General features: G+C 60.6%; 25 protein-coding genes. 5 read left to right on the forward strand and 20 right to left on the reverse strand.

From position 1 onward, the window contains the following. Positions 1-43: 43 nt before the first annotated feature. Positions 44-517, forward strand: coding sequence for a DUF4174 domain-containing protein (locus tag MCRY_RS10960; RefSeq protein ID WP_085629866.1), 474 nt, complete (start codon positions 44-46; stop codon positions 515-517). A 72-nt stretch (positions 518-589) separates the two neighbouring features. Here the strand turns inward: MCRY_RS10960 and MCRY_RS10965 are convergent, their stop codons facing one another. From MCRY_RS10965 to MCRY_RS10990, 6 genes are all read right to left on the reverse strand, one after another. Then, on the reverse strand, positions 590-2,590 hold the full coding sequence (locus MCRY_RS10965; protein WP_085629734.1) for an acetyl-CoA carboxylase biotin carboxylase subunit: 2,001 nt from the start codon (positions 2,588-2,590) through the stop codon (positions 590-592). A gap of 126 nt (positions 2,591-2,716) precedes the next feature. Then, a complete protein-coding gene (locus tag MCRY_RS10970) occupies positions 2,717-2,932 on the reverse strand; it encodes a hypothetical protein (protein WP_085629736.1) in 216 nt (71 codons plus the stop codon). Between the two features lie 337 nt (positions 2,933-3,269). Next, positions 3,270-3,632 (reverse strand): hypothetical protein, encoded by a 363-nt coding sequence (locus MCRY_RS10975; protein WP_085629738.1) that lies wholly within the window; start codon positions 3,630-3,632, stop codon positions 3,270-3,272. Between the two features lie 63 nt (positions 3,633-3,695). After that, a complete protein-coding gene (locus tag MCRY_RS22885) occupies positions 3,696-3,842 on the reverse strand; it encodes a hypothetical protein (RefSeq protein ID WP_171046202.1) in 147 nt (48 codons plus the stop codon). A gap of 217 nt (positions 3,843-4,059) precedes the next feature. Then, complete coding sequence (locus MCRY_RS23385; protein ID WP_238939627.1) at positions 4,060-4,737, reverse strand: DUF6497 family protein; 678 nt, start codon at positions 4,735-4,737, stop codon at positions 4,060-4,062. Between the two features lie 91 nt (positions 4,738-4,828). Then, entirely contained in the window at positions 4,829-6,361 is a 1,533-nt protein-coding gene (locus MCRY_RS10990; RefSeq protein WP_085629740.1) for an acyl-CoA carboxylase subunit beta, read from the reverse strand. A 176-nt stretch (positions 6,362-6,537) separates the two neighbouring features. Between MCRY_RS10990 and MCRY_RS10995 the strand changes: the two genes are divergently transcribed. Both MCRY_RS10995 and MCRY_RS11000 read left to right on the forward strand, forming a co-directional pair. Next, positions 6,538-7,764, forward strand: a complete 1,227-nt coding sequence (locus tag MCRY_RS10995; protein ID WP_085629742.1) for a multidrug effflux MFS transporter — start codon at positions 6,538-6,540, stop codon at positions 7,762-7,764. A 56-nt stretch (positions 7,765-7,820) separates the two neighbouring features. Then, positions 7,821-9,218, forward strand: a complete 1,398-nt coding sequence (locus MCRY_RS11000) for a helix-turn-helix domain-containing protein (RefSeq protein ID WP_085629744.1) — start codon at positions 7,821-7,823, stop codon at positions 9,216-9,218. A 96-nt stretch (positions 9,219-9,314) separates the two neighbouring features. Here MCRY_RS11000 and MCRY_RS11005 read toward each other — a convergent pair whose 3' ends face one another. The 7 genes from MCRY_RS11005 to bchE all read right to left on the reverse strand — a co-directional run bounded on the left by MCRY_RS11005 (position 9,315) and on the right by bchE (position 16,251). After that, complete coding sequence (locus tag MCRY_RS11005) at positions 9,315-10,010, reverse strand: N-acetylmuramoyl-L-alanine amidase (protein WP_085629746.1); 696 nt, start codon at positions 10,008-10,010, stop codon at positions 9,315-9,317. After that, complete coding sequence (locus MCRY_RS11010) at positions 9,974-10,681, reverse strand: hypothetical protein (protein ID WP_085629748.1); 708 nt, start codon at positions 10,679-10,681, stop codon at positions 9,974-9,976. The genes MCRY_RS11005 and MCRY_RS11010 overlap by 37 nt, the downstream gene beginning before the upstream one ends. A gap of 23 nt (positions 10,682-10,704) precedes the next feature. Then, positions 10,705-12,189 (reverse strand): Asp-tRNA(Asn)/Glu-tRNA(Gln) amidotransferase subunit GatA, encoded by a 1,485-nt coding sequence (gene gatA / locus MCRY_RS11015; RefSeq protein WP_085629750.1) that lies wholly within the window; start codon positions 12,187-12,189, stop codon positions 10,705-10,707. After that, positions 12,189-12,476: an Asp-tRNA(Asn)/Glu-tRNA(Gln) amidotransferase subunit GatC gene (gatC, locus tag MCRY_RS11020; RefSeq protein ID WP_085629752.1), complete on the reverse strand. Its 288-nt coding sequence runs from the start codon at positions 12,474-12,476 to the stop codon at positions 12,189-12,191. Before gatC ends, gatA begins: the two co-directional genes overlap by 1 nt. A 121-nt stretch (positions 12,477-12,597) precedes the next feature. Continuing rightward, a complete protein-coding gene (locus tag MCRY_RS11025; RefSeq protein ID WP_138488232.1) occupies positions 12,598-13,791 on the reverse strand; it encodes a sensor histidine kinase in 1,194 nt (397 codons plus the stop codon). Positions 13,792-13,985: 194 nt separating this feature from the next. Continuing rightward, a complete protein-coding gene (gene bchJ / locus MCRY_RS11030; RefSeq protein WP_085629756.1) occupies positions 13,986-14,621 on the reverse strand; it encodes a bacteriochlorophyll 4-vinyl reductase in 636 nt (211 codons plus the stop codon). Next, positions 14,587-16,251, reverse strand: a complete 1,665-nt coding sequence (bchE, locus tag MCRY_RS11035; protein WP_085629758.1) for a magnesium-protoporphyrin IX monomethyl ester anaerobic oxidative cyclase — start codon at positions 16,249-16,251, stop codon at positions 14,587-14,589. Before bchE ends, bchJ begins: the two co-directional genes overlap by 35 nt. Before the next feature lie 137 nt (positions 16,252-16,388). On the opposite strand from bchE, the gene MCRY_RS11040 reads away from it, so the two are divergent. Then, positions 16,389-17,081 (forward strand): metal-dependent hydrolase, encoded by a 693-nt coding sequence (locus MCRY_RS11040; protein WP_085629760.1) that lies wholly within the window; start codon positions 16,389-16,391, stop codon positions 17,079-17,081. 75 nt (positions 17,082-17,156) lie between these two features. On the opposite strand, the gene MCRY_RS11045 is transcribed toward MCRY_RS11040, so the two are convergent. After that, positions 17,157-18,446 carry an O-acetylhomoserine aminocarboxypropyltransferase/cysteine synthase family protein gene (locus tag MCRY_RS11045; protein ID WP_085629762.1) on the reverse strand — a complete coding sequence of 430 codons (1,290 nt, stop codon included), beginning with the start codon at positions 18,444-18,446 and terminating at the stop codon, positions 17,157-17,159. A 224-nt stretch (positions 18,447-18,670) separates the two neighbouring features. Here MCRY_RS11045 and MCRY_RS11050 point away from each other — a divergent pair, with 224 nt between their 5' ends. Further along, a complete protein-coding gene (locus MCRY_RS11050) occupies positions 18,671-19,660 on the forward strand; it encodes an NAD(P)H-quinone oxidoreductase (protein ID WP_085629764.1) in 990 nt (329 codons plus the stop codon). Positions 19,661-19,732: 72 nt separating this feature from the next. On the opposite strand, the gene glpK is transcribed toward MCRY_RS11050, so the two are convergent. From glpK to MCRY_RS11080, 6 genes are all read right to left on the reverse strand, one after another. After that, positions 19,733-21,223, reverse strand: coding sequence for a glycerol kinase GlpK (glpK, locus tag MCRY_RS11055; RefSeq protein ID WP_085629766.1), 1,491 nt, complete (start codon positions 21,221-21,223; stop codon positions 19,733-19,735). 127 nt (positions 21,224-21,350) lie between these two features. Next, positions 21,351-23,063, reverse strand: coding sequence for an ABC transporter substrate-binding protein (locus MCRY_RS11060; protein ID WP_085629768.1), 1,713 nt, complete (start codon positions 23,061-23,063; stop codon positions 21,351-21,353). A 77-nt stretch (positions 23,064-23,140) separates the two neighbouring features. Then, entirely contained in the window at positions 23,141-23,419 is a 279-nt protein-coding gene (locus MCRY_RS11065; RefSeq protein ID WP_085629770.1) for a DUF2160 domain-containing protein, read from the reverse strand. A 70-nt stretch (positions 23,420-23,489) separates the two neighbouring features. Then, positions 23,490-24,356, reverse strand: coding sequence for a carbohydrate ABC transporter permease (locus MCRY_RS11070; protein WP_085629772.1), 867 nt, complete (start codon positions 24,354-24,356; stop codon positions 23,490-23,492). A gap of 4 nt (positions 24,357-24,360) precedes the next feature. Next, a complete protein-coding gene (locus tag MCRY_RS11075) occupies positions 24,361-25,230 on the reverse strand; it encodes a carbohydrate ABC transporter permease (RefSeq protein ID WP_085629774.1) in 870 nt (289 codons plus the stop codon). Next, complete coding sequence (locus tag MCRY_RS11080) at positions 25,230-26,327, reverse strand: ABC transporter ATP-binding protein (RefSeq protein ID WP_085629776.1); 1,098 nt, start codon at positions 26,325-26,327, stop codon at positions 25,230-25,232. The genes MCRY_RS11075 and MCRY_RS11080 overlap by 1 nt, the downstream gene beginning before the upstream one ends. Positions 26,328-26,337 lie beyond the last annotated feature (10 nt).

Raw genomic sequence — 26,337 nt, forward strand, 5'->3', positions numbered from 1 at the left:
TCGTGCCTTCGCTTTGCGCAATGCGCGCCCTATATTTCGAGGCATGAACAAAGTCTTACCCGCGATGCTGGCCGCACTTCTGTTTGCCGTTCCCGTAATGGGACAGGCGCAGGATGACAGCGCGACAATAGATGATCTGTCGATTGACATGATCCGGTCTGCTGAAAACGTGACGCTTGAGGAATTCCTTTGGATCAAGCGTCCGATTGTGGTGTTTGCCGACAGCCCGGCAGACCCGCGATACGTGCAACAAATGCAGTACCTGACCAGCGATCTGAACGCGCTTGATCTGCGGGACGTGGTGATCATCACCGACACCAACCCGTCAGAACGCTCCTCCGCGCGCATCGCGCTGAGGCCGCGCGGCTTCATGCTGGCCATCATCGACAAGGATGGCGGCGTCAAACAGCGCAAGCCCCTGCCGTGGAGCGTTCGGGAAATCAGCCGCGCCATCGACAAGATGCCGACGCGCCAGCAGGAAATCCAAGACCGGACCGAGGAATCGCCGCGCGGGTGACATGAGTCACGTCCGGTGCGGTCAAACCGCACCGGACCAAAGACGTTTATGCTCGCCGCGCATGTCACAGGCTTATTCGAACTCCATGATAACATCGTCCACAGCAAGGCTGTCGCCCGCTGCTGCGTTGATCTTGGACACCGTGCCCTTGCGTTCGGCGCGCAGGATGTTTTCCATCTTCATCGCCTCAACGGTGCACAGCGCCTGACCTTCCTGCACCTCGTCGCCCTCTTCCACGTCGATCTTCACGATCAGACCCGGCATCGGGCAAAGCAGCAACTTGGACGTATCCGGGGCCACCTTTTCAGGCATCATACGGGCCAGCTCGGCCTGACGCGGGGTGCGGACATGCACTTTGAGTTCAGCGCCGCGTGACCGGATGCGGAACCCGCCCGACACCTTGCCCACCTTCATCACCAGCGGATCGCCATTGACCGTCATCCGGGCAAGCTGATCACCCGGCGTCCAGTCTCCGCTCACACGAATTTCGGTGCCATCGCCAAAGCGCACGGTAGACCCGTCATGGTCGGCGGCGATGGTGACGTCGAAATCCTGACCTTGCAGCGCAACGTTCCACTCTTCGCCCACCCGGCGTTCGTGGTTGTCGAGCGTTCCCGAGATGCGCGCCCGCCGGATCTCGGCCACCCGGTTCATCGCCGCACAGGCCGCCGCGATGTTGCGCAGTGCCACGTCGCCCAGCGTCACACCTTCAAAGCCCTCGGGATATTCCTCTTCGATAAAGGCCGTCGTCATCTCGCCCGCGATGAATTTCGGGTGATCCATCACAGCCGCCACAAACGGCAGGTTGTGACCGATGCCTTCGACCTCGAAACTGTCCAACGCGTTACGCATCGTCTCGATCGCCTCACCGCGCGTCGGTGCCCAGGTACACAGCTTGGCGATCATCGGATCGTAATACATGCTGATCTCGCCGCCTTCGAACACACCTGTGTCGTTGCGCACGATGCCGCCTCCCAGCGGGCCTTCGGCAGGCGGACGGTAGCGGGTCAAGCGGCCAATCGACGGCAGGAAACCGCGATACGGGTCTTCAGCGTAAAGCCGGTTTTCAATCGCCCAGCCGTTGATCTTCACATCGTCCTGCGTGATCGTCAGCGGCTCGCCGTTGGCCACGCGGATCATCTGTTCCACCAGATCGACACCAGTGATCAATTCGGTCACCGGGTGTTCCACCTGCAAGCGGGTGTTCATTTCGAGAAAGTAGAAATTCCGGTCACCGTCGACGATGAATTCGACTGTCCCTGCGCTGGTGTAGCCAACCGCTTTGGCCAACGCGACCGACTGTTCACCCATCGCCTTGCGGGTCGCCTCGTCCAGAAACGGGCTGGGCGCTTCTTCGACAACCTTCTGGTTGCGGCGCTGGATCGAGCATTCGCGTTCGTTCAGGTAAATCCCGTTGCCATGCGCATCGCACAGCACCTGAATTTCAATATGGCGCGGCTGGGTGACGAATTTCTCGATAAAGATCCGATCATCGCCAAAGCTGTTGGCCGCCTCGTTCTTGGACGACTGGAAGCCTTCGCGACATTCGGCGTCGTTCCACGCGATCCGCATGCCTTTGCCGCCGCCCCCGGCAGAGGCCTTGATCATCACCGGATAACCAACCTCGTTCGAGATCTTGACCGCCTCGTCCGCATCTTCGATCAGGCCCATATAGCCCGGCACGGTCGACACATTGGCCTCCTGCGCGATCTTCTTGGAGGTGATCTTGTCCCCCATCGCCTCGATGGCTTTCACCGGCGGACCAACGAACGCGACGCCAGCCGCTTCCAAGGCCTGCGCGAATTTCGGGTTTTCCGACAAGAAGCCATAGCCCGGATGCACCGCCTGCGCGCCAGACTGCTTGATCGCGTCCATCACCTTGTCGATGACGATATAGGACTGGTTCGCCGGCGGCGGGCCGATATGCACCGCCTCGTCTGCCATTTCGACATGCAGCGCGTGTTTGTCGGCATCCGAATAGATGGCCACCGTTTTGATGCCCATCTTGCGGGCGGTCTTGATCACGCGGCAGGCGATCTCGCCCCGGTTGGCAATCAGGATCTTGTCGAACATGTCTGTCCCTTTCCGTCAGTCTTTTCTTGGCCGGGGACCAATCCCGCAGCGATGGCATAAAAAAGACCGCCCGGACGTGTGGTCCGAACGGTCGAAATCCGTGAGTGGTTTGGGCGCGCTGAGGCGTCAGCAGCGTTCCGGGTAGGTCTGGCAATAGGCAACGTTGGCCGCAGCCCCGACCGCAGCCCCGGTGAGCGGATCGCCCCCCGCCGCAACGGCTGTGCCACCGCCAGCCGCGCCGCCAAGCAGGGCCTGTTCGCCAAGAGTGTCACCGCAGGCCGCGAGGCCCAGCAGCGCGACAAGGGCGAAAACGGGCGCCGGTTTGATTGTATGAGTGTCCATGTGTCTGCTCCTTTGCAGGTCTTTGCCTGTGCAGGAGTAACACCCCGGATAAGGTCTTGGTTCCAGCCCCTCGTGTCACAGGACGCGTTTTGGGCAAAACCTTGCCCGTCACTGTAACATACTGATTTAGAATGTAAAAAGTCGGGCCCTTGGCATGGGGTATGACCAAGGAGCCCGACAGGGGAAGGGTAACGGTGAACAAATGGCGCAATCTGCCAACGCCATGTCACTAGGAACATCTCCACAGTGCCACAACCGCCTAACGCGTCAATGGAAAATGCAACACAACCTATGGTATCGGCTTTTTCCCGCGCAAATTGACCAAAGGTAAGCGACATCACGCCCAATCCTCATTGTCATCGAACGCTTCTGGGAACGCGGCCCGCGCCACTGGTTCGTTGATGATCAACAGCGACTCGTAGCTGACAGGATCGAACGAATCGCCATAGGGCAGCACTTCCCGCCCGAAAAGCCAGCTCAGACGTCCGGCATCCAGATTGCCCCGCTCGAACGGCTCTGTTCCGAAATGTGCCCACAACGCTGCTATAAAGGCTGTGTCGGCCCGTTTGTCAGCCGGACGCCGGTCGCGATAGCGCTCTCGCTTGATCAGCGGCGTGACCCCCTTGGGGTTCGGTCTGCGAATGACAAATTGAAAATCTGAGCCCGGAAGACGGCCCGGGAAGCCGCGATGCTTCAGCATGGGACACCCCCGCTGCGCATCTGTGAAAAGGGGGCGGACGCCTCTGCCCGCCCCGTTTCAAGGTTACTTGTACTTGCCTGTGTGCATCGGCTCGTGGCTGATCGGCTCTGGGTCGATAACCACAAACTCTTCTTCGGCCTGCTTCTGTCCGCACGCGGACAAGACTGCAAAAAGACCGAACGCGGCAAGAAGCTTGATGCTCTTTGACATCTAGTTCTCCTGTCAGGTTCAAAAAAGGACCCAACAAGACCTGCTGGTCCTGCCTGTCCTCGGTTCGAGGTAATGACTGCTTGGGTGCAGTCCACCTCAGAATACCCTGAAATCACGGACAAAAGATATCCACAGCCCGCAACATCGCGGTCCTGTGACGCAAAAGACTCAACCCGAACGCGGCCTGAACGATGTGTCGCAACATATGGTGGAAGCATCAAAAAAACTCCAAGATGCAGGTCTCGTCTTCGACGCGATACGCTTCGAAAAACTGGGTGACGTCTTCAGTGGCGACGCCGAATTCGGTTTCTTCCTGGCTAAAGGAAATCACGATCTGGTTTGGCTGCGGGCCGACATCCGGGGACAGGCGCGGAATCGCGAAGGTTTCGCACAGATGATGCATGTCGATTTCCACATCCTCGTATTCCCGGCCATCCTGCCCGATCTCGGGCGTCACAAAACGAAAGCGGTAGACGAGGCCATTTCCCGGTCGGTCCCACAGCATTTCGTGGAACGTCACCGGTTGGCCCGAGGGCACATCCAGCGGCTCGGAGGCGAAAACAGGCAGCGCCAGCATCATTGCGAACACATGCACGGAGTGCTTGCACGCACCAGCCCAACAAAGCCAGCGATCCCGTTTACGCGGGTCGTTCAGCACCGCATCCAGCCGCTCGGACACCCAGGCGGACTGACTGGACCGGGGCAAACGGCCCCCTGCCGTGACGCGCATCACATCCTCAAGACGCTCCACGCGCACAACGGGCGAAAAGCCCCTCACCCGCTGCAACGCCCGCCACATATCCTGCCGAACCTGTCGCGCCAGACGGCCCGCATCACACAGCGGAAGGTCTGACACAACCGACACATCAAAGCGCGCAGGAAGGTGCCGCGCCATAGTAAGCCCTCCCTCATCGCGCAAAATATGCCACCCGTTTCGAGCCATTTGATCCCATTTGCCGCGCGCGTGGTTACACGCACCGCACCCCTTAAAGCGGAATGTTGTCGTGTTTCTTCCACGGCATTTCTTGCTTCTTCGAGCGAAGCGCAGCGAACGCCCGCGCGACCCGTTTGCGCGTGCTGCGCGGCTGGATCACCTCGTCGATGAATCCGCGCTCTGCCGCCACAAACGGGTTGGCAAAGCGGTCTTCATATTCCGCAGCATGGGCGGCAATCTTTTCGGCATTGCCCGAATCTGCGCGGTGAATGATCTCGGTCGCGCCTTTTGCCCCCATCACGGCAATCTCGGCGGTGGGCCAAGCATAGTTCACATCCGCCCGCAGGTGCTTTGACGCCATAACAACATAGGCCCCGCCATAGCTTTTGCGGGTGATGACCGTCACCTTCGGCACTGTCGCTTCGCCATAGGCAAACAGTAGCTTCGCTCCGTGTTTGATCACGCCGTTATATTCTTGGCTTGTTCCCGGCAAAAAGCCTGGCACATCCACCAGCGTCAGGATCGGGATACCAAAGCAATCGCAGAAGCGCACGAACCGTGCCGCCTTGCGGGCACTGTCGATGTCCAGAACACCCGCCAGCACCATCGGTTGGTTCGCCACCACACCCACGGTCTGCCCTTCGAGGCGAATAAAGCCGGTGATGATGTTCTTGGCGAAGTCTTCCTGAATCTCGTAGAAATCGCCCTCATCCGCGAGCTTGAGGATCAGCTCTTTCATGTCGTAGGGCGAATTCGCATTTTCTGGCACCAACGTATCAAGCGATGTTTCCACCCGGTCCACATCATCAAAAAACGGCCGTGTCGGGCTGGGCTGTTGGTTGTTGAGCGGCAGGAAATCCACCAGACGTCTCACCTCGGCCAACGCCTCTACATCGTTCTCGAATGCGCCGTCAGCGACCGAGGACTTCTTGGTGTGGGTGGACGCACCGCCCAGTTCCTCGGCTGTGACATGTTCGTTGGTCACGGTTTTGACGACGTCGGGGCCCGTCACGAACATGTAGGATGAATCCTTCACCATGAAGATGAAGTCGGTCATCGCAGGGCTATAAACCGCCCCACCCGCGCACGGCCCCATGATCACGCTGATCTGCGGCACGACGCCGGACGCCATGATGTTGCGCTGGAACACCTCACCATATCCCGCAAGGCTGTCGACGCCTTCCTGAATACGCGCACCACCTGAATCGTTGATGCCGATCACCGGCGCGCCGTTCTGCATCGCCATATCCATGATCTTGCAGATCTTCATCGCGTGGGTCGCGGACACTGATCCCCCCAGAACCGTGAAGTCCTGACTGAACACGTAAACCATGCGGCCATTGATCGTGCCCCACCCTGTGACCACGCCATCACCTGCGGGGCGGTTCTTTTCCATCCCGAAATCGGTGCAGCGGTGGGTGACGAACATGTCGTATTCTTCAAAGCTGCCTTCATCGAGCAACAGCTCGACCCGCTCTCGTGCTGTCAGCTTGCCGCGAGCGTGCTGCGCGTCGATGCGTTTTTGCCCGCCACCCAGACGGGCATCGGCGCGGCGGGTTTCCAACTCTTGCAGAATATCTTTCATGGACCGTCCCTTTGTCGCTTTGCGGCGAACATACTGTGGTGCGGCTATGCCTCAAGCGTTAATGAGCAAATTTGCAAACTCTGAAAATGGGTGCCTTTGCAAATTGCAAATCTGCAAATTGTATCGTTACGCCTGTGTATATGGACATTCCTCAACCGCAGGCGTAGCGATAGGTAATGAGTTACGCCTCTAAGGTCCGATTTCTCGACCGTTCCACACCGCCGCATATTGTCACACTGATCCTGCTCGCAGGGCTTTCGGCGTTGGTGATGAACATTTTCCTGCCGTCCCTGCCAAACATGACGGCCTATTTTCAAACCGAATACTGGCTGATGCAACTGTCGGTGGCGGTTTATCTGGCGGTGAACGCGGTTTTGCAAATCCTGATTGGTCCGATCTCGGACAAGATGGGCCGCCGCCCGGTGATCCTGTGGGGAATCGGCGGGTTCTGTGTGGCGACCTTGGGCTGCATCTATGCGCCTGACATCTACACCTTCCTCGGCTTCCGCATGGCGCAGGCTGTGATCGTGACCGCGATGGTCCTCAGCCGCGCCGTGGTGCGCGATTGCGTGCCGCAGGATCAGGCGGCGTCGATGATTGGCTATGTGACCATGGGTATGGCCGTGGTACCGATGATCGGCCCGGCCTTCGGCGGCGTGCTGGACCAGTATTTCGGCTGGCAGGCGAATTTCTGGCTTCTGTTGATCCTTGGGATTGCCCTGTTCTGGCTGACGTGGAGCGATCTTGGCGAAACCGCGAAAGTCAGCGGACTAAGCCTTGGCCAACAATTCGCACAATATCCCGAACTGCTGACCAGCCCGCGCTTTTGGGGCTACGCCATTGCGTCGGGCATGTCGTCAGGCGCGTTCTTCGCCTATCTCGGCGGCGCGCCTTATGTCGGCACCGAGGTGTTCGGGATGTCGCCTGCCGTTCTGGGCTTCTTCTTCGGCGCACCGGCCATCGGGTACTTCTGCGGCAACTTTATCTCTGGGCGCTTTTCAGCCCGGATCGGCGTGAACCGCATGGTGCTCGTCGGCACGCTGATCAATTGCACAGGCATCCTGTTGTCGATGCTGGTCTTCTGGCTTGGCCTTGGGTCGGAATGGACCTTCTTCGGCTTCATGACCTTTGTTGGCCTCGGCAACGGCATGACCATTCCAAATGCCACAGCAGGCATGCTGTCGGTGCGGCCGCATCTGGCAGGCACCGCGTCCGGCTTGGGCGGGGCGATCATGCTCGGCGGCGGCGCGGGGCTGTCGGCACTTGCGGGCGCATTGCTTGTTCCGGGCACCGGTGCATGGCCTCTTTTGTGGATCATGCTTGCCACGGCCATCTGCGCCATCATCGCAATCCAACTGGTGATCTGGCGGTCGGCACGGCTCGCGGGGCTGGACAGCGCGTAGCGAATTTGCAAACTCGGAGGTGACAGGCTGCAAAGCTGCAAACCCCCGAGGATGCCATGCCGACCCAGAAACTCTATGCAGGGGCCAAACTGCGCGAAATCCGAACCCGGCTTGGCATCACCCAACGGGATTTTTCGGCCAAGCTGGGCGTGTCCTTGCCCTATCTGAACCAGATGGAGAACAACAAGCGCCCGCTGTCCACCACGGTGGTGTTGGCCCTGGCACAGGAATTCGGGGTCGATGTCACCGAACTGGGTCAGGGCGATGCAGAGCGCATGATCTCGGACATGCGCGAGGCACTGGCTGATCCGGTCTTCGCTGATGCAGCCCCCCCGATCGCCGACCTGCGCCTGACCGCATCCAACGCGCCTGGTCTGGCGCGCGCGTTTCTGGAACTGCACCGCGCCTACCGTCAGACCCATGAACGGCTGGCATCATTGGATGAGGCTTTGGGCCGTGAAGGGGCACAGCTCCAACCCAGCCCTTGGGAAGAGGTCCGCGACTTCTTCCATTACTGTGACAACTACATCGACGCGGTGGACAAGGCTGCCGAACGCGTGGCCACCAAGCTGACCGGAACCGACCGGGTCCGCGCCGCCATTCGCGGGTTGGAGGCGGAAGGGCTGCATGTGCGCTTTGCCAACGTCCCAGACCTGCGCCGGTTCGATGAGTTGCGACAGGAACTGACCCTGTCGTCGCTGGCAGCACCTGAAACCCAAACCTTCCAGATGATGCTGCAACTGGCGTTGACACGGCATGGCAAGCTGCTGGATGCAACGCTTGATCTGGGCCGCTTCCAATCCGACGCCGCCCGCGACATCGCGCGGCTGGGGCTTGCGAATTACTTTGCCGGAGCGGCGGTAATGCCCTACGGCCAATTCCTGCAGGCTGCCCATGACACGCGCCACGATCTGGAGCTGATGGCCCGCCGCTTTGGCGCCTCTATCGAGCAGGTGGCGCATCGTCTGTCGACGCTGCAACGACCCGGCGCAAAGGGTATTCCGTTCTTTTTCGTGCGCGTCGATCAGGCGGGCACGATCACCAAGCGCCACTCGGCCACGCGGTTGCAATTCGCGCGCTTTGGTGGAGCCTGTCCTTTGTGGAACGTGCACCGCGCGTTCGAGACACCGGGGCGCTTCCTGCGCCAATTGGCGGAAACGCCAGACGGGGTACGGTATATCTCGCTCGCGCGGGATGTGTCCAAGACCGGCGGTCATTTCGGAGCGCCCGTGCGCCGCTATGCGATTGCTTTGGGATGTGAGGTCAAACATGCGGGCGCGTTGGTCTATGCGGATGGTCTGGACCTGAACAGGGATGGGGCCTTTGAGCCCATTGGGATCTCCTGCCGCATCTGCGAGCGGTCGAATTGTCATCAGCGCTCGGTCCCGCCGTTGGAGCGCAAACTGACGATCCAGACGCACCGACGCGGGATCTTGCCTTACGAGTTGAATTGAGCGCAGGGCGATGCGTCACCGCATCGCGTGTTTCCGTTGACGGAAACACTGGGGGCCAGCCCCCAGACCCCCGAAGTATTTTGAAACCAGAGAAGATCAGGACGCCGCGACAGGCCAGCGCAGTGCGAGGTTGGTCATGATCGCGCGGTCGGTAGCATCCAGCGGACCAGCCGCATAAGGGCGGAACCGCAGGCGAAAGCTGTGCAGCAGGGTGTCAAGCGGCACATCGGCGGTATAGCCGAAGCGGCGGGCGTTTTGTGTGAAATCACCATCGCCTTGCGCTTCGGGCCAGACCGCCAGCCCTTGGCGTGCAAGCCGCAGCCAGTCGAACCGTGCGCCCGGGTCGATCTTGCGGCCCGGCGCCATGTCGGAGTGACCGATCACCCGTTCCGGTGGAATGGCGTGGCGCTGCATGATACCCGCGACCAGCGTGTCGAGCGCATCCATCTGTTTCGCTGCAAAGGGCGTGCTGCCGGTGTTGGAGATCTCGATCCCGATAGAGCGGGAGTTCACATCCGTAACCGGCCCCCACGCCCCTGCCCCGGCATGCCAAGCGCGGTCGCTCTCGTACACCAACTGCCACACTGTGCCATCCGGCCCCAGCACGTAATGGGCCGAGACCTGCGCATCGGTATGGCAGAGCCAGTCCCGTGCTTTTTCAGCGCAGGTCATGGCGGTGTAGTGCAGAACAATCAGATCAGGCCGCGCGCCGTCGCGTCGCGGCCCGCAATTTGGCGAGGGATGCCAGAGCGGCGTCAGTTGCGCACCGCGCGGAACGGTGCCGGATCCCAAGCGCAGGCAAAGCCGTCACCATCGGGATCAAGGTTCTGGCGATCCCGTTCCGGCCCGCCATTGGCGAGGAATTCCTCTTGTGCCAAATCCGCAGACGTAAAGGCCGCGCAATTGCGCAGGTGGCGGTTCTCCGACGCAAAGGACGAGCGACGATAGATCGGCGCGCCCTTGGGGTTCGTCGTTTGAAGTGCGTAGGCCACGATGTTTGGTGCGTTTGTACCGGGCCGCGTCGGCAGCGCTTCGGGCGCGATCACCTGGTAGCGCGCGCGGTTCTGCGCGATCAGGGCTGCGTCGCCTTCGATGCTGCGGGTGTTGGCGACCGCGTCAAAGTTGTTTTCCTCGGATATTCCGGCAGCGTTGGCCACGATCTGCGGCGCCGGGTTGCCCGGGGAGGCCTGTACCGGATCGACGCCCGAATTGGCGCGGCGCGCCTCGATGTCGGCGGCGTCCAGCGGGCCCGTGGCGGACAATGGTGCCCCGGTGACCGCGGGTGGCGCGCCAATGGTGGTTGGGGCAGCACGGCCTTCGAGCACCGCATCGCGTTGCTGGTTGTAGCCGTCGATGCGGTCAAAACCCACAGCACTGTCTGGAATGCTGGGGCTGCACGCGGTCAGGGCCAACAGGGCTGCGCCCCCGGCCAATGTGCGGATAATGCCGTGTGTCTGGATCATGTCCTGCCTCATTCGGCGCAAAGTTACCACCATTGGGTGGGCTTTGCCACAAAGCCTGCTGCCTGTTCCAAGGCGTAGGCGGTATTCAGCAAATCGCCTTCTTCCCATGGGCGGCCAATCAGTTGCAGGCCCAGCGGCAGGCCTTGGCTGTCCAGCCCGGTCGGCACCGAAATGCCTGGCAATCCGGCAAGGTTGACGGTCACTGTAAAGACGTCGTTGAGATACATTTCCACCGGGTCGGTGTGTTGCTTGCCCAGTTCGAACGCCGAAGACGGCGTGGCCGGTGTGAGGATCGCGTCCACGCCTTCGGCAAAGACATCTTCGAAGTCTTTCTTGATCAAGGTGCGGACCTTGCGTGCGCGGTTGTAATAGGCGTCGTAGAAGCCTGCGGAGAGCACATAGGTGCCAACCATAACGCGGCGCTGCACCTCGGGGCCGAAGCCCTCGGCGCGGGTTTTCTCGTACATGTCGGTGATGCCGTCGCCCTGCGCGAGTTTCGCGCGGTGGCCATAGCGCACGCCGTCATAACGCGCGAGGTTCGACGATGCCTCGGCGGGCGCGATCACGTAATAGGCAGGCAGCGCGTATTTGGTGTGCGGCAGGCTTATATCCTTGATGACCGCCCCTGCATCTTCGAGCATGCGGCGGCCTTCGGACCAGAGCGTTTCGATCTCGTCCGGCATGCCGTCCATGCGGTATTCGCGGGGGATACCAATGGTCTTGCCTTTGATGTCGCCGGTCAGCATGGCCTCGAAATTGGGCACGGCCAGATCGGCGCTTGTGCTGTCTTTCGGGTCGTGGCCGCACATCGCCTCCAACATGATTGCGGCGTCGCGCACATCCTTGGTCATTGGTCCGGCTTGATCGAGGCTGGAGGCAAAGGCGACGATGCCCCAACGCGAGCAGCGGCCATAGGTCGGCTTGATGCCGGTGATCCCGGTCAAGGCGGCGGGCTGGCGGATGGAGCCGCCGGTGTCGGTGCCGGTTGCCGCAAGGCAGAGGTCGGCGGCGACGGCACTGGCCGACCCACCTGAAGACCCACCCGGCGTCAGTGCCGTGTCGTCATTGCCGCGCCGCCACGGATTGATCGCATTGCCGTAGGTCGAGGTCTCGTTCGAGGACCCCATGGCGAACTCGTCCATGTTGAGTTTGCCCAGCATGACCGCGCCCGCATCGAACAGTTGGCTGGTGACGGTGCTTTCATATTCCGGCTTGAACCCGTTGAGGATTGCGCTGGCGGCCTGAGACGGCACGCCTTTGGTGCAGAACAGGTCCTTGATGCCCAGCGGGATACCGCAAAGGTCGGGCGCCCCCCCGGCCTTGATCCGGTCATCGGCGGATTTCGCCTGACGCGTCGCCACCTCGGGCGTCTTATGCACAAAGGCACCCAGGGCGTCGGCTTTGTCGATCGCCGAGAGGCACGCTTCGGTCAGTTCCACAGAGGTTACGTCACCCTTGCGCAGCGCGTCGCGGGCCTCAGCGATTTTGAGCTTGGTCAGATCGGTCATTATTCCACCACCTTCGGCACGGCGAAAAAGCCCTCGCGGGCGTCGGGGGCGTTGGCGAGAACCTTGTCCTGCATGCCGCCGTCGGTGACGCCATCCTGACGGCGCTTGAGGCGCATCGGCTCCACGCTGACCATCGGCTCTACACCTTCTACATCGACCTCGTTCAGCTGCTCGATAAAGCCGAGGATGTTGCTGAATTCTTGCGCCAATGCAGGCAGCGCGTCGTCTTCGACGCGGATGCGCGCGAGCTTGGCCACGCGGGCGGCGGTTTCGATATCAATGGACATGAGGCGAGGTCCCCTCGGTTTCTGCGAACTGCGGATCTTTCGCAGCGTTTAGCCGTAGCCGGGGATGGGTTCAAGTGGCGCAACCACCGCTTCAACCCGACGTGACCCTGTGCCCTAGCTGTCAGCCCGGTGGGGATGCCGCGGGCGGCGTATCGGCGTCGAAGACAGACAACGGCAAGGTCAAGGAATGAGAGACACCGCCTTCGCCCCAATCTGTGTCGAGCGACCCGTTCATCTGGCGCGTCACGGTCGCTTCGATCAGCTTGCTGCCAAAGCCCTTGGCCAAGGGCGCGGCAGTGACCAACGGCCCACCCGCTTCGCTCCAGTTGAGCGTGACGGTGTCGCCACCCCGTTCGCCCGTGATCGAAACAGTACCCTGCGGATCGGACAGCGCGCCGTACTTGGCGGCATTGGTGGCCAATTCGTGGATCACCAAGGCCAGATCGGTGACAGCACGACCCGACAATCGCAGCGCTGGCACATCCAGCGAGACCTGTGCGCGGCCGGGCATTTGGTGCGGCTGCACCAAACGGGTGATCAGGTCGTGCACGTCCAGTCCTTGCGGATCAACCCGTCCGTTCGCCAAAGCGGGGCTGACCATCGAATGCGCGAGATCCAGCGCCGACAATCGTCCTTTGAGGTCGCGGGCCATATCAGCCGGGCTGTCGGCAGAACGCGCAGTCAGGGCGATCATCCCGCCGACAACGGAAAACAGATTTTTGACCCTGTGGTTCATCTCGCGTGCCAAGGTTTGCATGGCGTCGCGTTCGTGCCGCAAATGCAGTTCGGTTTCGATCATCGCGGCAAGATCGGTCAACACCTCGACATCGCTGTCGCGCCAGATGCGCGGGGCATCATCAATGGCGCAAAACGACCCGATCGGAGCACCGTTCGGGGCATGAATGGGAACGCCCAGATAAGCAACCACCCCCAGGTCGGACACGGCATCATTGGAAGCCAACAGCGCATGTTCACGCGCGTCAGACACGGCAAGCGGCCGGTCATGGGCCACAACATACTGGCACAAAGAGTGGCTCAACGGTGTTTCGCGGTCGGCATCCGCACCGCCGGGCAAGCCGCATTGGGCCTTGAAGAATTGGCGGTCCACATCGACGAAGGAAGCAAGCCCAACCGGCACGCCCAGAAATGTGGTGGCCAGACGTGCGGCGCGGTCGAACATTTCGTCAGCTGGTGTGTCCATCACCCTTGCGTCGGCCAAGGCGTTCAAACGGGCGGGATCAGACAGGCGATCTTCATGATCCGGCAAAGGCTTTGATGGAAATGGCGCGGCGCTGCTTGGTTTATGCATATTCATCCGCGTGGCCCCCAAGGTGACGCGACCTTCGATCAACTATTCCACAAAAATGCCTGCACTCCCCCTGAGCGCTGACAATCTTTACTGGCCAAGGGCACGGAGCGCACCCTAAAGCTGTGTCGGAGATAGATCATAACGCCCAATCTGAAGCAGGCAAAGCAGGAATGTCAGACCACGCGGGAAACCCTGCGTTTTCAGACTGTTCCGATTGTCAGTTCAAACTGACAGGCGCGGTGCCCGTGCATCGCACAGCACGTGGTTTCGCGGCAAAGGGCGCGCGGATGCACCAAGGTTCGGTACAGGTGTTGGAACACCGCCGCGTGCCAATGGCACAGAGGCACATCGCTGGTTTCGCCCAGCACAATAGGATTGTCCGCGATCTCGAACCGCCACGGCCCATGCGCAACAAAGGCCCCCGAGCCCGCGAAGGTCCACGCGTGTTTGGTGATTGCTTTCGACAGGCTGCGTGCCGCCAAAGGTGACGGCAACGCCTTTAGGATCCGCTGGGCAAATTTCGGGATACGATGCGCCAAAATGTAGTCCGCCGTCGCCCTGCCCGCCTCTGACGCCAATATTGGGGCCATGACAGGCTCGTCGCGGCGCAGCACCTGATGCAACCGTGCCGCGTCGCCTTCGGGGATCATCTGGCTGCCGTCCGGCACTTCGAACACGTGGGCTTTGGCCAGCAGCTGCACCACCCGCGCCTCGCCAAAGGTCCGCTCAATCTGCGGCAAAAGTTGCAGGATGGCGTTGGGCCCGATCAGCGCACCGGTCGGGCCACTGGGGCGGGCATCCTTAGACGTCCTCCATTTGCTGCGATCCGCCTCCACAAGCTTTGACCTCGGCTCCGTTCGGCATCTTGAAGTCCTGCGTGCGTTCGGCAGAGCGTTCTTTCATCTGTGCCTTCACCGCCTCGCGGCGTTCCTTGGCTGCAGCGGCCTTGTCAGCAGAGGACACCCAATCCTCCATCTGCGCCTCGGCGATGGTGCGGCTGTCGTCGAACTGGAAGTCGAGCTTGTTCTTCGATTGCGGCCCGGTATAGCCGACCTTGCCCAGATCATAGAACGTCCGGCCCACACCGGCCTTAAGGAAGGCATAAAGGCAGCCCAGCAGATACCGTCGCCGGAAGCCTGTGCCACGCCATGGATAGTGGAACAGCGCCTTTTTCATGTAGAACCGGCGGTAGTTGTTCATCACCCCGTCAAGCAGTTCCCCCCGCTCCATCGCGGCGGGTTTCATGATGGGTGTGACAAAGTTATAGCGACTGAAATCAAAGACTTCGACTTGGTCCTTCAACTCTTGGAATAAGGGCGTGAAGGGCCACGGCGTGTACATCGACCAGTTCGCCAGATCAGGCTGCCAGTCCCACGCCATCTGGTAGGTCTCTTCCAGCGTTTCGGGCGTTTCGTTGTCGAGCCCCACGATAAACTGCGCCTCGACCAGAATGTCTGCCTCACGGAGCAGGCGAATGGCGGTCTTGTTCTCGTCGACCTTGGTTTCCTTGTTGAAGATGTCGAGCTTCATCTGTGCGGCGGCCTCGGTGCCCAAGGACACATGGACCAGCCCCGCCTTGCGGTAGAACTTGAGCAGATCTCGGTCGCGGTAGATGTCGGTCACGCGGGTATTGATGCCCCACTTGACGCGGTCCGGCAGGCCCCGGTCGATCAGTTCCTGACAGAAGGCCACGAATTTCTTCTTGTTGATGGTGGGTTCCTCGTCCGCAAGGATGAAGAAGCCAACCCCGTGATTTTCAACCAGATCCTCGATCTCGTCCACGACATCCTTGGGATCGCGCACGCGGTAGTCGCGCCAGAACTTCCACTGGGAACAGAAGGAACAGGTGAAGGGGCAGCCGCGCGCAAGGTTGGGGATCGCGACGCGGGTGCCCAGCGGGATGTAGATGTATTTCGACCATTCCAAGACGGTCCAATCCGGTTTGATCTTGGACAGGTCTTTGACCGTGCTCGCCGCCGGGGTCGCGACGATCTGGTCACCGTCCAGAAAGGCCAAACCTTTGATCTTGTGCTTGTCGGCGGGCCAGCGCCCGTCTTCGATGGCGAGCATCAGTTCGGTGCAAATCTCTTCGCCTTCACCACGCACGATCACATCGACCCAAGGGGCTTCAGAGAAAACCTGCTTATACATGAAGGTCGCGTGCACCCCGCCCAGCATCCGCACCGCGTTCGGCACCACTTCGCTGGCGACCTTGAGCACGTCTTCGGCGCGGTAAATCGACGGGGTGATCGCGGTCACACCCACCACATCGGGCTTGATCTCTTCCATGCGACGGGCCAGATCGGCATCGTCGATATTGTCGGTCATGGCGTCGATGAAATGGATGTCATCAAACCCCGCCTGCCGCAGATGCCCTGACAGGTATGCCACCCAAGCGGGCGGCCACGTTCCAGCAATCTCGGCTCCGCCAGAGCGGTAATTCGGATGGACAAACAAAATGCGCATGGCGACTCTCCCCGTGTTGTAAACTTACCCTGACACATTGCGTGTCCGTTTTGATTGACATGGATCAAAACCGCATCAGGCCTTTCGCAGCGCGCGCGCTGTGTTAGCCTCAAGTCAAACATAAGGGGAGTTCTCAGATGGATATCATTTGGCTTGGACATGGATCGTTCCGCATCGAAATCGGCGATCAGGTGCTGCTTATCGACCCGTGGCTGAACGGCAATCCAATGATGGAGGATCACGACAAAGACGCGGCCATCGCGGGGGCGACGCATATTCTTGTCACCCACGGGCACGGTGATCACACGGCGGATGTTGTCGAGATCTCGGGCAAAACCGGCGCGCCGGTGTCGGGGATGGTGGAACTGGCCAAACACCTGCACGGTCTTGGTGCGAAAGAAGGCCACGCCTTCAACAAGGGGGGCACGATCACGCTGGGCAATACGGCCGCGACGCTGGTGCCCGCCTCGCATTCGTCGACCATGCAGGTTGGGGACACGCCGCGCTATATGGGGATGGAAACCGGCTTTATCCTGCGCGGCGATGGCAAGACGCTGTATTTCTCGGGCGATACGTCGATCATGGCCGACATGGACTGGATCGGGGATTACTACAAACCCGATATCGGCATCCTGTCAGCGGGCGGATATTACACCATGGACATGGCGGGTGTGGCCTATGCCGCGAAACGGTATTTCGACTTCAAGACGCTGATCCCCTGCCACTACCGGACTTTCCCGGCACTGGAGCAATCCGCCGAAGGGCTGGTGCGTGCGCTGCCCGAGGTCGACGTGATCGAACCGCAGGTTATGCAGGCGATCACTGTCTGAGGGGGGCAAGCCCGTTCGAACGGGCTTGCCGAAGTTTCGAAACTTCGGGAAAGGCCCTTTGAAGGGCCTTCCACATCACTTGGTTGCGTTCAGCGCCTGGTTCAGATCGGCAATCAGGTCTGCAGGATCTTCGATACCGATGGAAATCCGCACGACGCTGGGCCCCGCGCCTGCAGCTTCTTGCTGTTCCGGTGTCAGCTGACGGTGGGTGGTCGAGGCCGAGTGGATCACTAGGCTGCGCGTGTCGCCAAGGTTCGCCACGTGGCTGAAGATCTCGAGCGAGTCGACGAATTTCACACAGGCGTCATAGCCGCCCTTGAGCTTGACCGTGAACAACCCGCCCGCGCCATTCGGGCAAATGCTGGCCACGCGGTGATTGTAGGGCGAGGATGGAAGGCCTGCATAGGTCACCGCCTCGACCGCGTCGTGGGTCTCAAGCCAGCCCGCCACTTCCATCGCGTTCTCGACATGCTTCTGCATCCGCAAGCTCAGGGTTTCGATCCCCATCAGCGTGTAATGCGCGGCCTGCGGGTTCAGCGTCATGCCCAGATCGCGCAGACCAATGGCAATACCGTGGAAGGTGAAGGCCAGAGGGCCAAAGGTCTCGTGGAACTTGAGGCCGTGATAGGCGGGCTCCGGTGCGCTGAGTGACGGGAACTTGTCATTGGCGGACCAGTCGAACCGGCCCGAGTCCACCACGACACCGCCGGTCACAGTGCCATTGCCCGTGAGGTACTTGGTCATCGAATGCACAACCAGCGTGGCGCCGTGTTCGATCGGGCGGCACAGATACGGCGTGGCCGAGGTGTTGTCGACGATGAGCGGTATGCCCGCGTCGTCGGAAATCGCCGAGATCGCATCCAGATCGGTGATGTAGCCACCCGGGTTGGCGATGGATTCGCAGAACACTGCGCGGGTGTCGTCGTTGATCGCCGCTTTCACCGCGTCCAGATCGTCGAAATCGACAAAGGTCGCGGACCAGCCGAAGCGTTTGATCGTCTGGCTGAACTGGGTGATCGTGCCACCGTAGAGGCGCGTCGACGCAACCACGTTCTTGCCCGGCCCCATCAGCGGGAACAGCGCCATGATCTGCGCTGCGTGCCCCGATGAACAGCAGACCGCGCCCACGCCACCTTCAAGCGTCGCCATGCGTTCTTGCAGCGCGGCAACGGTCGGGTTGGTCAGTCGGGAATAGATGTATCCCACTTCCTGAAGGTTGAACAAAGCGGCTGCGTGATCGGCATCGCGGAACACATAGGCGGTGGTCTGATAGATCGGCACCTGCCGCGCGCCCGTGGCCGGGTCAGGCCGTGCGCCTGCGTGGATTTGAAGCGTGTCGAAACCGTAGCTCGGTCCGTCTGTCATGGTTCTCTCCCCTTGGAACTGGTTGGTTGCGCACAGGATTAGGGCATCGCGGGGTGGCTCACAACTGTTGGCGTGCGCGAAAGAACAGTCGCGCCGTGCTGGCCATGGCTTCCCGGAACAGGGTTTCGATTTCCCTTCGTCCTTCAAAACACTGTCCCGCAGCCTTGCGGAGCGCCCGGATTCTGCGACACAAGGAGGAGACACAAGACAGGATCCGCACCGCCATGACTCTTCCCGCGAATATGACAGCCATCGAAATCGCCACTCATGGCGGACCAGACGTCTTGCAACCCGTGACTGTCCCGGTGCCAACACCCAAAGCAGGCGAGATCCTGATCAAGGTGGCCTATGCAGGGGTTAACCGCCCCGACGCGCTGCAACGCGCGGGCCTCTACAATCCGCCGCCCGATGCTTCGCCCCTGCCCGGTCTCGAAGCCGCAGGCACGGTAGCGGCGGTCGGCCCCGGCGTAGCACGCTGGTCGGTTGGCGATGCGGTGACGGCCCTGCTGCCCGGTGGCGGTTATGCAGAGTATGTCACCACCTATGCGGATCATGCACTGCCGGTACCCAAGGGCATGCCGATGGATCAGGCGGCGGCGCTGTGCGAGACGTATTTCACCGTTTGGACAAATGTCTTCCTGCGTGGTGGATTGAAGGCAGGTGAGCGGTTCCTTGTGCATGGCGGATCAAGCGGCATCGGCACGACTGCGATCCAACTTGCCGCCCTGCGCGGTGCGCGGGTGTTCACCACCGCCGGATCGGAGGACAAGTGTGCCGCCTGTGTCGGTTTGGGCGCCGAGGCAGCGTGGAACTACCGCGAAGTGGATTTCGTCGATCTGATGAAGGCCGAAGGCGGCGCGGATGTGATCCTCGACATGGTGGGGGGCGACTACATCGCGCGCAACCTGCGGGCGCTGGCCGATGACGGGCGGCTGGTACAGATCGCATTCCTGCAAGGGCCAAAGGTCGAGCTCAACTTCACCCAGATGATGACCCGGCGGCTGACCCTGACGGGATCAACCCTGCGACCGCAGTCCGTGGCCGCCAAAGCCGCCATCGCGCGGGATCTGGAGGCCGAGGTCTGGCCGCATCTTGCCTCCGGTCGGATCGCACCTGTGATGGACAGTGAATTTGCCCTCGCGGACGCCGCCAAGGCCCATGCGCGGATGGAGGGGTCAACCCATATCGGGAAAATCGTGCTGAAGGTGGGGTGAGGCGCGAAGGGCTTTCGAAAGCCCTTCGTCACGCGGGCGCACGCCCGCGTTCAAGCCGCGTCGACGCGGCTTTTACCCCGCAAACCCGATCGTCGCGTCGATGGCCCGCTTCCACGCGCCGTACTTACGGTCGCGCACATCTGCCGCCATGTCCGGCTCGAACCGGCCATCGACAGCCCATTGCGCGGCAAAGGCCTCCATGTCGGGCAGCACGCCAGCCTTGTAGCCTGCAAGCCATGCCGCCCCCATCGCGGTGGTTTCCAGCACCTTGGGGCGCTCCACCGGGGCGTCGATGATGTCGGACAGGAATTGCATCGTCCAATCGGACGCGCTCATGCCGCCATCGACGCGCAGCGCGGTTTCGGACGTGCCGGACCAGTCGGCCTTCATCGCCTCAAGCAGATCGCGGGTCTGGTAGCCGACGCTTTCCAGCGCGGCACGGGCAAACTCCTCTGGCCCAGAATTACGGGTCAGGCCGAAAATTGCCCCCCGGCATTCGGCATTCCAATACGGTGCGCCAAGGCCCGTGAAGGCAGGCACCAGCACCACTTCCTGCGTGTCGTCTGCCTTTTCCGCCAGCGGCTGGGTCTCTTTCGCCTCGCGGATGATCTTGAGCCCGTCGCGCAGCCATTGCACCACGGCGCCCGCGATGAAGATTGACCCTTCCAATGCGTAGGTTGGCTTGCCGTCCAGCTGGTAAGCGATTGTCGTAAGCAGTCGGTTGGTCGAGGTCACTGGCGTGTCGCCTGTATTCAAAAGCGCGAAACACCCTGTGCCATAGGTGGATTTCAGCATCCCCGGCTGGAAACACGCCTGCCCTACGGTCGCCGCCTGCTGGTCACCGGCAATGCCACAGATCGGGATGGCACGGCCAAAAAGATCAGCGCGGGTCTCGCCAAAATCGGCGGCACAGTCCTTGACCTCGGGCAGCATGGACATGGGGATGCCCAGCTTGTCGCAGATCGTCTTGGACCAGCGGCCTTTGCGGATGTCGTAGAGCATGGTGCGCGCGGCATTGGTTGCATCCGTGACATGGACCTTGCCACCCGTCAGGTTCCAGACAATCCATGTGTCCACAGTGCCAAAGGCCAGTTCGCCCGCCTCGGCACGGGCGCGGACACCGTCCACATTGTCGAGAATCCACGCCAGTTTTGTTCCGCTAAAGTACGGGTCGAGCAAAAGCCCGGTGCGGTCGGTCACGACCTCTTCAAACCCTTCGGCCTTTAACCCCTTGCAGAACTCCGACGTGCGGCGGTCCTGCCAGACGATGGCGTTGAACACGGGCTTGCCGGTGGCACGATCCCAGACCAACGTAGTTTCGCGCTGGTTGGTGATGCCGATGGCGGCAATGTCAGCGGTGCTGCCGCCAGCCTTTTCGATCGCGGCGCGGCAGGTGGCGGCGGTGGTGGACCAGAGGTCCGACGGGTCATGTTCGACCCAGCCGCTTTGCGGGTAATGCTGGGTGAATTCTTCCTGCGCTGACGCGACAACGGTTAGGGTTTCGTCAAACAGGATGGCGCGCGTCGATGTCGTGCCTTGGTCGATGGCAAGAATGTGGGTCATGTGCGGCGGGCCTCCTGTGGTGACGTGTTGGGTCCGTCCACTGTTTCAGGACGGCGGAAAAGGATCAAATGGGAAAGGGACAAACGAAAATCGGGGCGCGATAAGCGCGCCCCGATCGTAAGGCAGCTTACTGCCAGGACTTGATCAGCTCGTCATAAGAGACGGTCTGAGGCTCTTCGTCCTCGTTGTCGAGCTTGGCATAAGGCGCACCCGGCTGGTCGAACCAATACTGCGCGTCACGCTCTTCGTTCATGACCGGGCCAAGATCGCCCTGGACGCCTGCACGCTCAAGACGCTCGAGTACGCGTTCCTGATCGGCACAGAGTGCATCAAGTGCTTCTTGCGGGGTTTTCGCACCGGACATTGCGTCGCCGATGTTCTGCCACCACAGCTGGGCCAACTTCGGGTAATCCGGAACGTTTGTGCCGGTCGGGGACCAAGCCACACGCGCCGGGGAACGGTAGAATTCTACCAGACCACCCAATTTGTCCGCACGCTCGGTGAAGCTGTCATGCTGCACTGTGGACTCGCGGATGAAGGTAAGACCCACATGGGACTTCTTCACGTCGACGGTCTTGGACGTCACGAACTGCGCATAGAGCCATGCGGCCTTTGCACGGTCCACCGGGGTGGATTCCATGAGTGTCCAGCTGCCTGCATCCTGGTAGCCGACCTTTTGGCCTTCTTTCCAGTAAACGCCATGCGGGCTGGGTGCCATGCGCCACTTGGGTGTGCCGTCTTCGTTCATCACCGGCAGGCCGGGCTTTACGGTGTCGGCTGTGAACGCGGTGTACCAGAACATCTGCTGCGCGATGTTACCCTGTGCGGGGATCGGGCCTGCTTCGGAGAAGGTCATACCGGCCGCTGCGGGCGGTGTGTACTTTTCCAGCCATTCGATCGCCTTGGTCACAGCATAGACCGCTGCGGGCGCGTTGGTGGCACCACCACGAGCAACGCACGAGCCAACCGGCTGCGAGTTCTCGTTTACACGGATACCCCATTCGTCGACCGGAAGGCCGTTGGGTTCACCCACGTCGCCCATGCCAGCCATGGACATCCACGCGTCGGTATAGCGCCAACCCAGCGACGGGTCTTTCTTGCCGTAGTCCATGTTGCCAAAGACGTCGCCTTCGACGCCCATGTGGCTCAGGTCGCGGCCCGTGAAGAATTCCGCGATGTCCTCGTAGGCAGACCAATTGACCGGAACACCCAGTTCATAGCCGAACTGTGCTTCGAAATCGGCCTTGTTCTTTTCGTCGTTGAACCAGTCGTAGCGGAACCAGTAGAGGTTCGCGAACTGCTGTGTCGGCAGCTGGTACACCTTGCCATCCGGGCCAGTGGTGAAGCTGAGGCCGATGAAGTCTGAAAGGTCCAGCGACGGCAGGGTCACGTCTGCACCCTCGCCCGCCATCCAGTCGGTCAGGTTGCGCACCTGCTGGTAGCGCCAGTGCGTGCCGATCAGGTCGGAGTCGTTGATGTAGCCGTCGTAGATGTTTTCACCCGACTGCATCTGAGTCTGGAGCTTTTCCACCACGTCGCCTTCGCCGATCAGGTCATGGGTGACCTTGATGCCGGTGATGCGCTCGAACGCCGGGGCAAGCACCTGGCTTTCGTATTCGTGTGTGGTGATCGTCTCGGACACGACCTTGATTTCCATTCCCTGGAACGGGGCCGCTGCATCGACGAAGAACTGCATCTCAGCTTCTTGCGCGGCACGGTCGATCGACGACAGCTCGCCAATCTCTGCATCAAGGAACGCACGGGCGGCGTCCATGTCGGCGAATGCCGGACCCGCAAGGATCAGCAGCGCCGCTGTTGAGGATTTAAGGTTCAAGTTCATTAGGTTCCTCCCGGTTATTGAGAACTTGGATGAAGTAATGTGGTCCCCCGTCGCCGGGAAATCACAAGCGTATCGGGTTACACCCAGCGGAACACCGCTGCAGCGTAGAGCGCGCAAACCGCCATGGCCCAGGGCTGGTTTTCTCCGACCAGTCCAAGCCACGCGAGATTGATGAACGCGCTGCCCAGAAGCGTGATGAACAAACGATCACCGCGCGTCGTTTCGATCCGCAAGATGCCCACGCGGGGCGTCTCGGGAAATTTGATTGCAAGGAACGTAAAGACGATCAGCAGGCTCGCGATCACCATGAAGAAAATCGCGGTCGGCCATGTCCATGCCATCCATGAGAGATCCATCAGGCGGCCCTCCTATTTGAAAATGTCACGGTGCAAAGGCGCACAGTCGCGTGTGTGACACGGCGCTCCATCACACCCTCCCCAGGGCAAAGCCCTTGGCGATGTAATTGCGGACGAAATAGATCACCAAGGCCCCTGGCACGATGGTCAGCATACCTGCTGCGGCCAACACGCCCCAGTCGATACCCGAGGCACCCTGCGTGCGGGTCATGATCGCGGCGATGGGTTTTGCATCCACCGTGGTGAGGGTCCGCGACAGCAGCAGTTCCACCCACGAGAACATGAAGCAAAAGAACGCCGCCACACCGATGCCGCTTGAGATCAGGGGCATGAAGATACGGGTAAAGAAGCGACCAAAGCTGTAGCCGTCCAGATACGCGGTCTCGTCGATCTCTTTCGGCACGCCGCGCATGAAGCCTTCCAAAATCCAGACCGCCAGCGGCACGTTGAAGAGGCAATGCGCCAAGGCCACGGCGATATGGGTGTCGAACAGGCCAACCGACGAATAAAGCTGGAAGAACGGCAACGCGAACACGGCAGGTGGTGCCATGCGGTTGGTCAGCAGCCAGAAGAACAGGTGCTTGTCCCCCATGAAGTGATAGCGGCTGAACGCATAGGCGGCAGGCAAGGCCACAGCCAAAGAGATCACCGTGTTCAACACCACGTAGATGAGCGAGTTGACGTACCCCATGTACCAGCTCGGGTCCGTCAGGATCGTGCGGTAATTGTCGAGCGTCAAATCATTCGGCCAGAGCGTGAAGGAATTGAGGATCTCTGTGTTCGTCTTGAGGCTCATGTTCAGCAGCCAGTAGATCGGCAGCAACAGGAACAGCAGATACAGCCCCATCACGATGGCCGATCCGTTGACCTTGACGCGCTTCTTGGTGCCGCCTGCGGTCAGATCGCCGGGAATGCTGGTGGTGGTTGCGTCAGCCATTGGTTCAGCCCTCCCGCTTATCGAGGTTGGTCATGACGGTGTAGAACACCCATGAAATCAGCAGGATCACGAGGAAATACATGATCGAGAACGCCGCCGCCGGTCCAAGATCGAACTGACCCAAGGCCATCTTCACAAGGTCGATGGACAGGAGCGTGGTGGTGCTGCCGGGGCCACCGCCGGTGACAACGAACGGTTCGGTGTAGATCATGAAGCTGTCCATAAAGCGCAGCAGGATCGCGATCATCAGAACACCCATCATCTTGGGCAGTTCGATGAAGCGGAACACTTTCCAGCGCGACGCCTGATCAATCTTGGCCGCCTGATAATAGGCGTCCGGGATGGATTGCAGACCTGCATAGGCCAAAAGTGCCACCAGCGACGTCCAATGCCAGACATCCATCACGATGATCGTGACCCATGCCGCGAAAGGATCGTTGGTGTAGTTGTAATCAATACCCAGCGCCGCCAGCGTGTGCCCCAGCAGGCCGATGTCGACTCGACCGAAGACCTGCCAGATGGTGCCGACCACGTTCCACGGGATCAGCAGCGGCAACGACATGAAAACAAGGCAGAAACTGGCCCAAAAGCCTTTCTTGGGCATGTTGAGCGCCACGAAGACACCTAGTGGAATCTGGATCAGCAGGATGATGCCCGAGAACATCAATTGCCGCCCAAGCGCGCCCCAAAGGCGGTCGTCGTTCAGCATTTCCTCGAACCACTCAAGGCCCGCCCAGAAGAACTGGTTGTTCCCGAACGTGTCCTGAACCGAGTAGTTGACCACCGTCATCAGCGGGATCACCGCCGAGAACGCGACGAGGATCAGAACCGGCAGGACAAGGAACCATGCCTTTTGGTTGACTGTCTTGTCCATTACGCGGCCTCCCCCACGGATTGCGCACCGTCGGGTGCCACGCGCCAATCGTTGACGTAGACATTCACTTGCGCTGGATCGAAACTGACATGGTTCATGTCGGCGCTGACGCGGTCGTCCTCACCGGCGATGATGTTGATGTCATGGCCTTCGAAACTGGCGCGGATGATCTTGTGTCGGCCCACGTCTTCGATCCGGCGAACAGTGACAGGCAGGCCTTCAGTCTGGCTGAGTTTCGCAAATTCCGGACGCACGCCGATTTCGACCTTGCCGCTTGTTGGCTTGTAACCGCCTGCCAGTTGGATCGTCTGCGACCCGACCTTGGCCGTGGTGCCATCCACTTCGGCAGGCAGCACGTTCATACCCGGAGAGCCGATGAAATAGCCGACAAACGTATGTTCAGGCCGTTCAAACAATTCTTCCGGCGTGCCGATCTGCACAACGCGGCCGTCATACATGACCACCACCTTATCCGCGAACGTCAGCGCCTCGGTCTGGTCGTGGGTCACGTAGATCATGGTATGGCCGAAATCGTGGTGCAGCTTTTTCAACTGCGTGCGCAATTCCCACTTCATGTGTGGGTCGATGACGGTCAGCGGCTCGTCAAACAAGAGCGCGTTCACATCCTTGCGGACCATGCCCCGACCAAGGCTGATCTTCTGCTTGGCATCGGCTGTCAGGCCACGGGCCTTTTTCTTGAGCATGTCTTCCATGCCGATCATCTTGGCAATTTCTTGAACACGTTCAGCGACATAAGCCTCGTCCCGGCCACGATTGCGCAGCGGGAAGGCCAGATTGTCTTGCACCGTCATGGTGTCGTAGACGACCGGAAACTGGAACACCTGCGCGATGTTGCGCTCGGCCGTGGGCGCGTGAGTCACATCTTGTCCGTCAAACAGGATGCGCCCCTGCGATGGGTGAAGAAGGCCCGATATGATATTGAGAAGTGTGGATTTTCCACATCCAGACGCACCCAGCAATGCATAGGCCGCGCCATCGTCCCAATCGTGGTTCAATTCCTTGAGGGCGAAGTCGTCCTCGGAGGTCGGATTGGGCAGATAGGAATGTGCCAGGTTATCAAGTGTGATCTTTGCCATGTCCGTTCCT

Source organism: Marivita cryptomonadis (genome assembly GCF_002115725.1).
Classification (GTDB): Bacteria; Pseudomonadota; Alphaproteobacteria; order Rhodobacterales; family Rhodobacteraceae; genus Marivita; species Marivita cryptomonadis.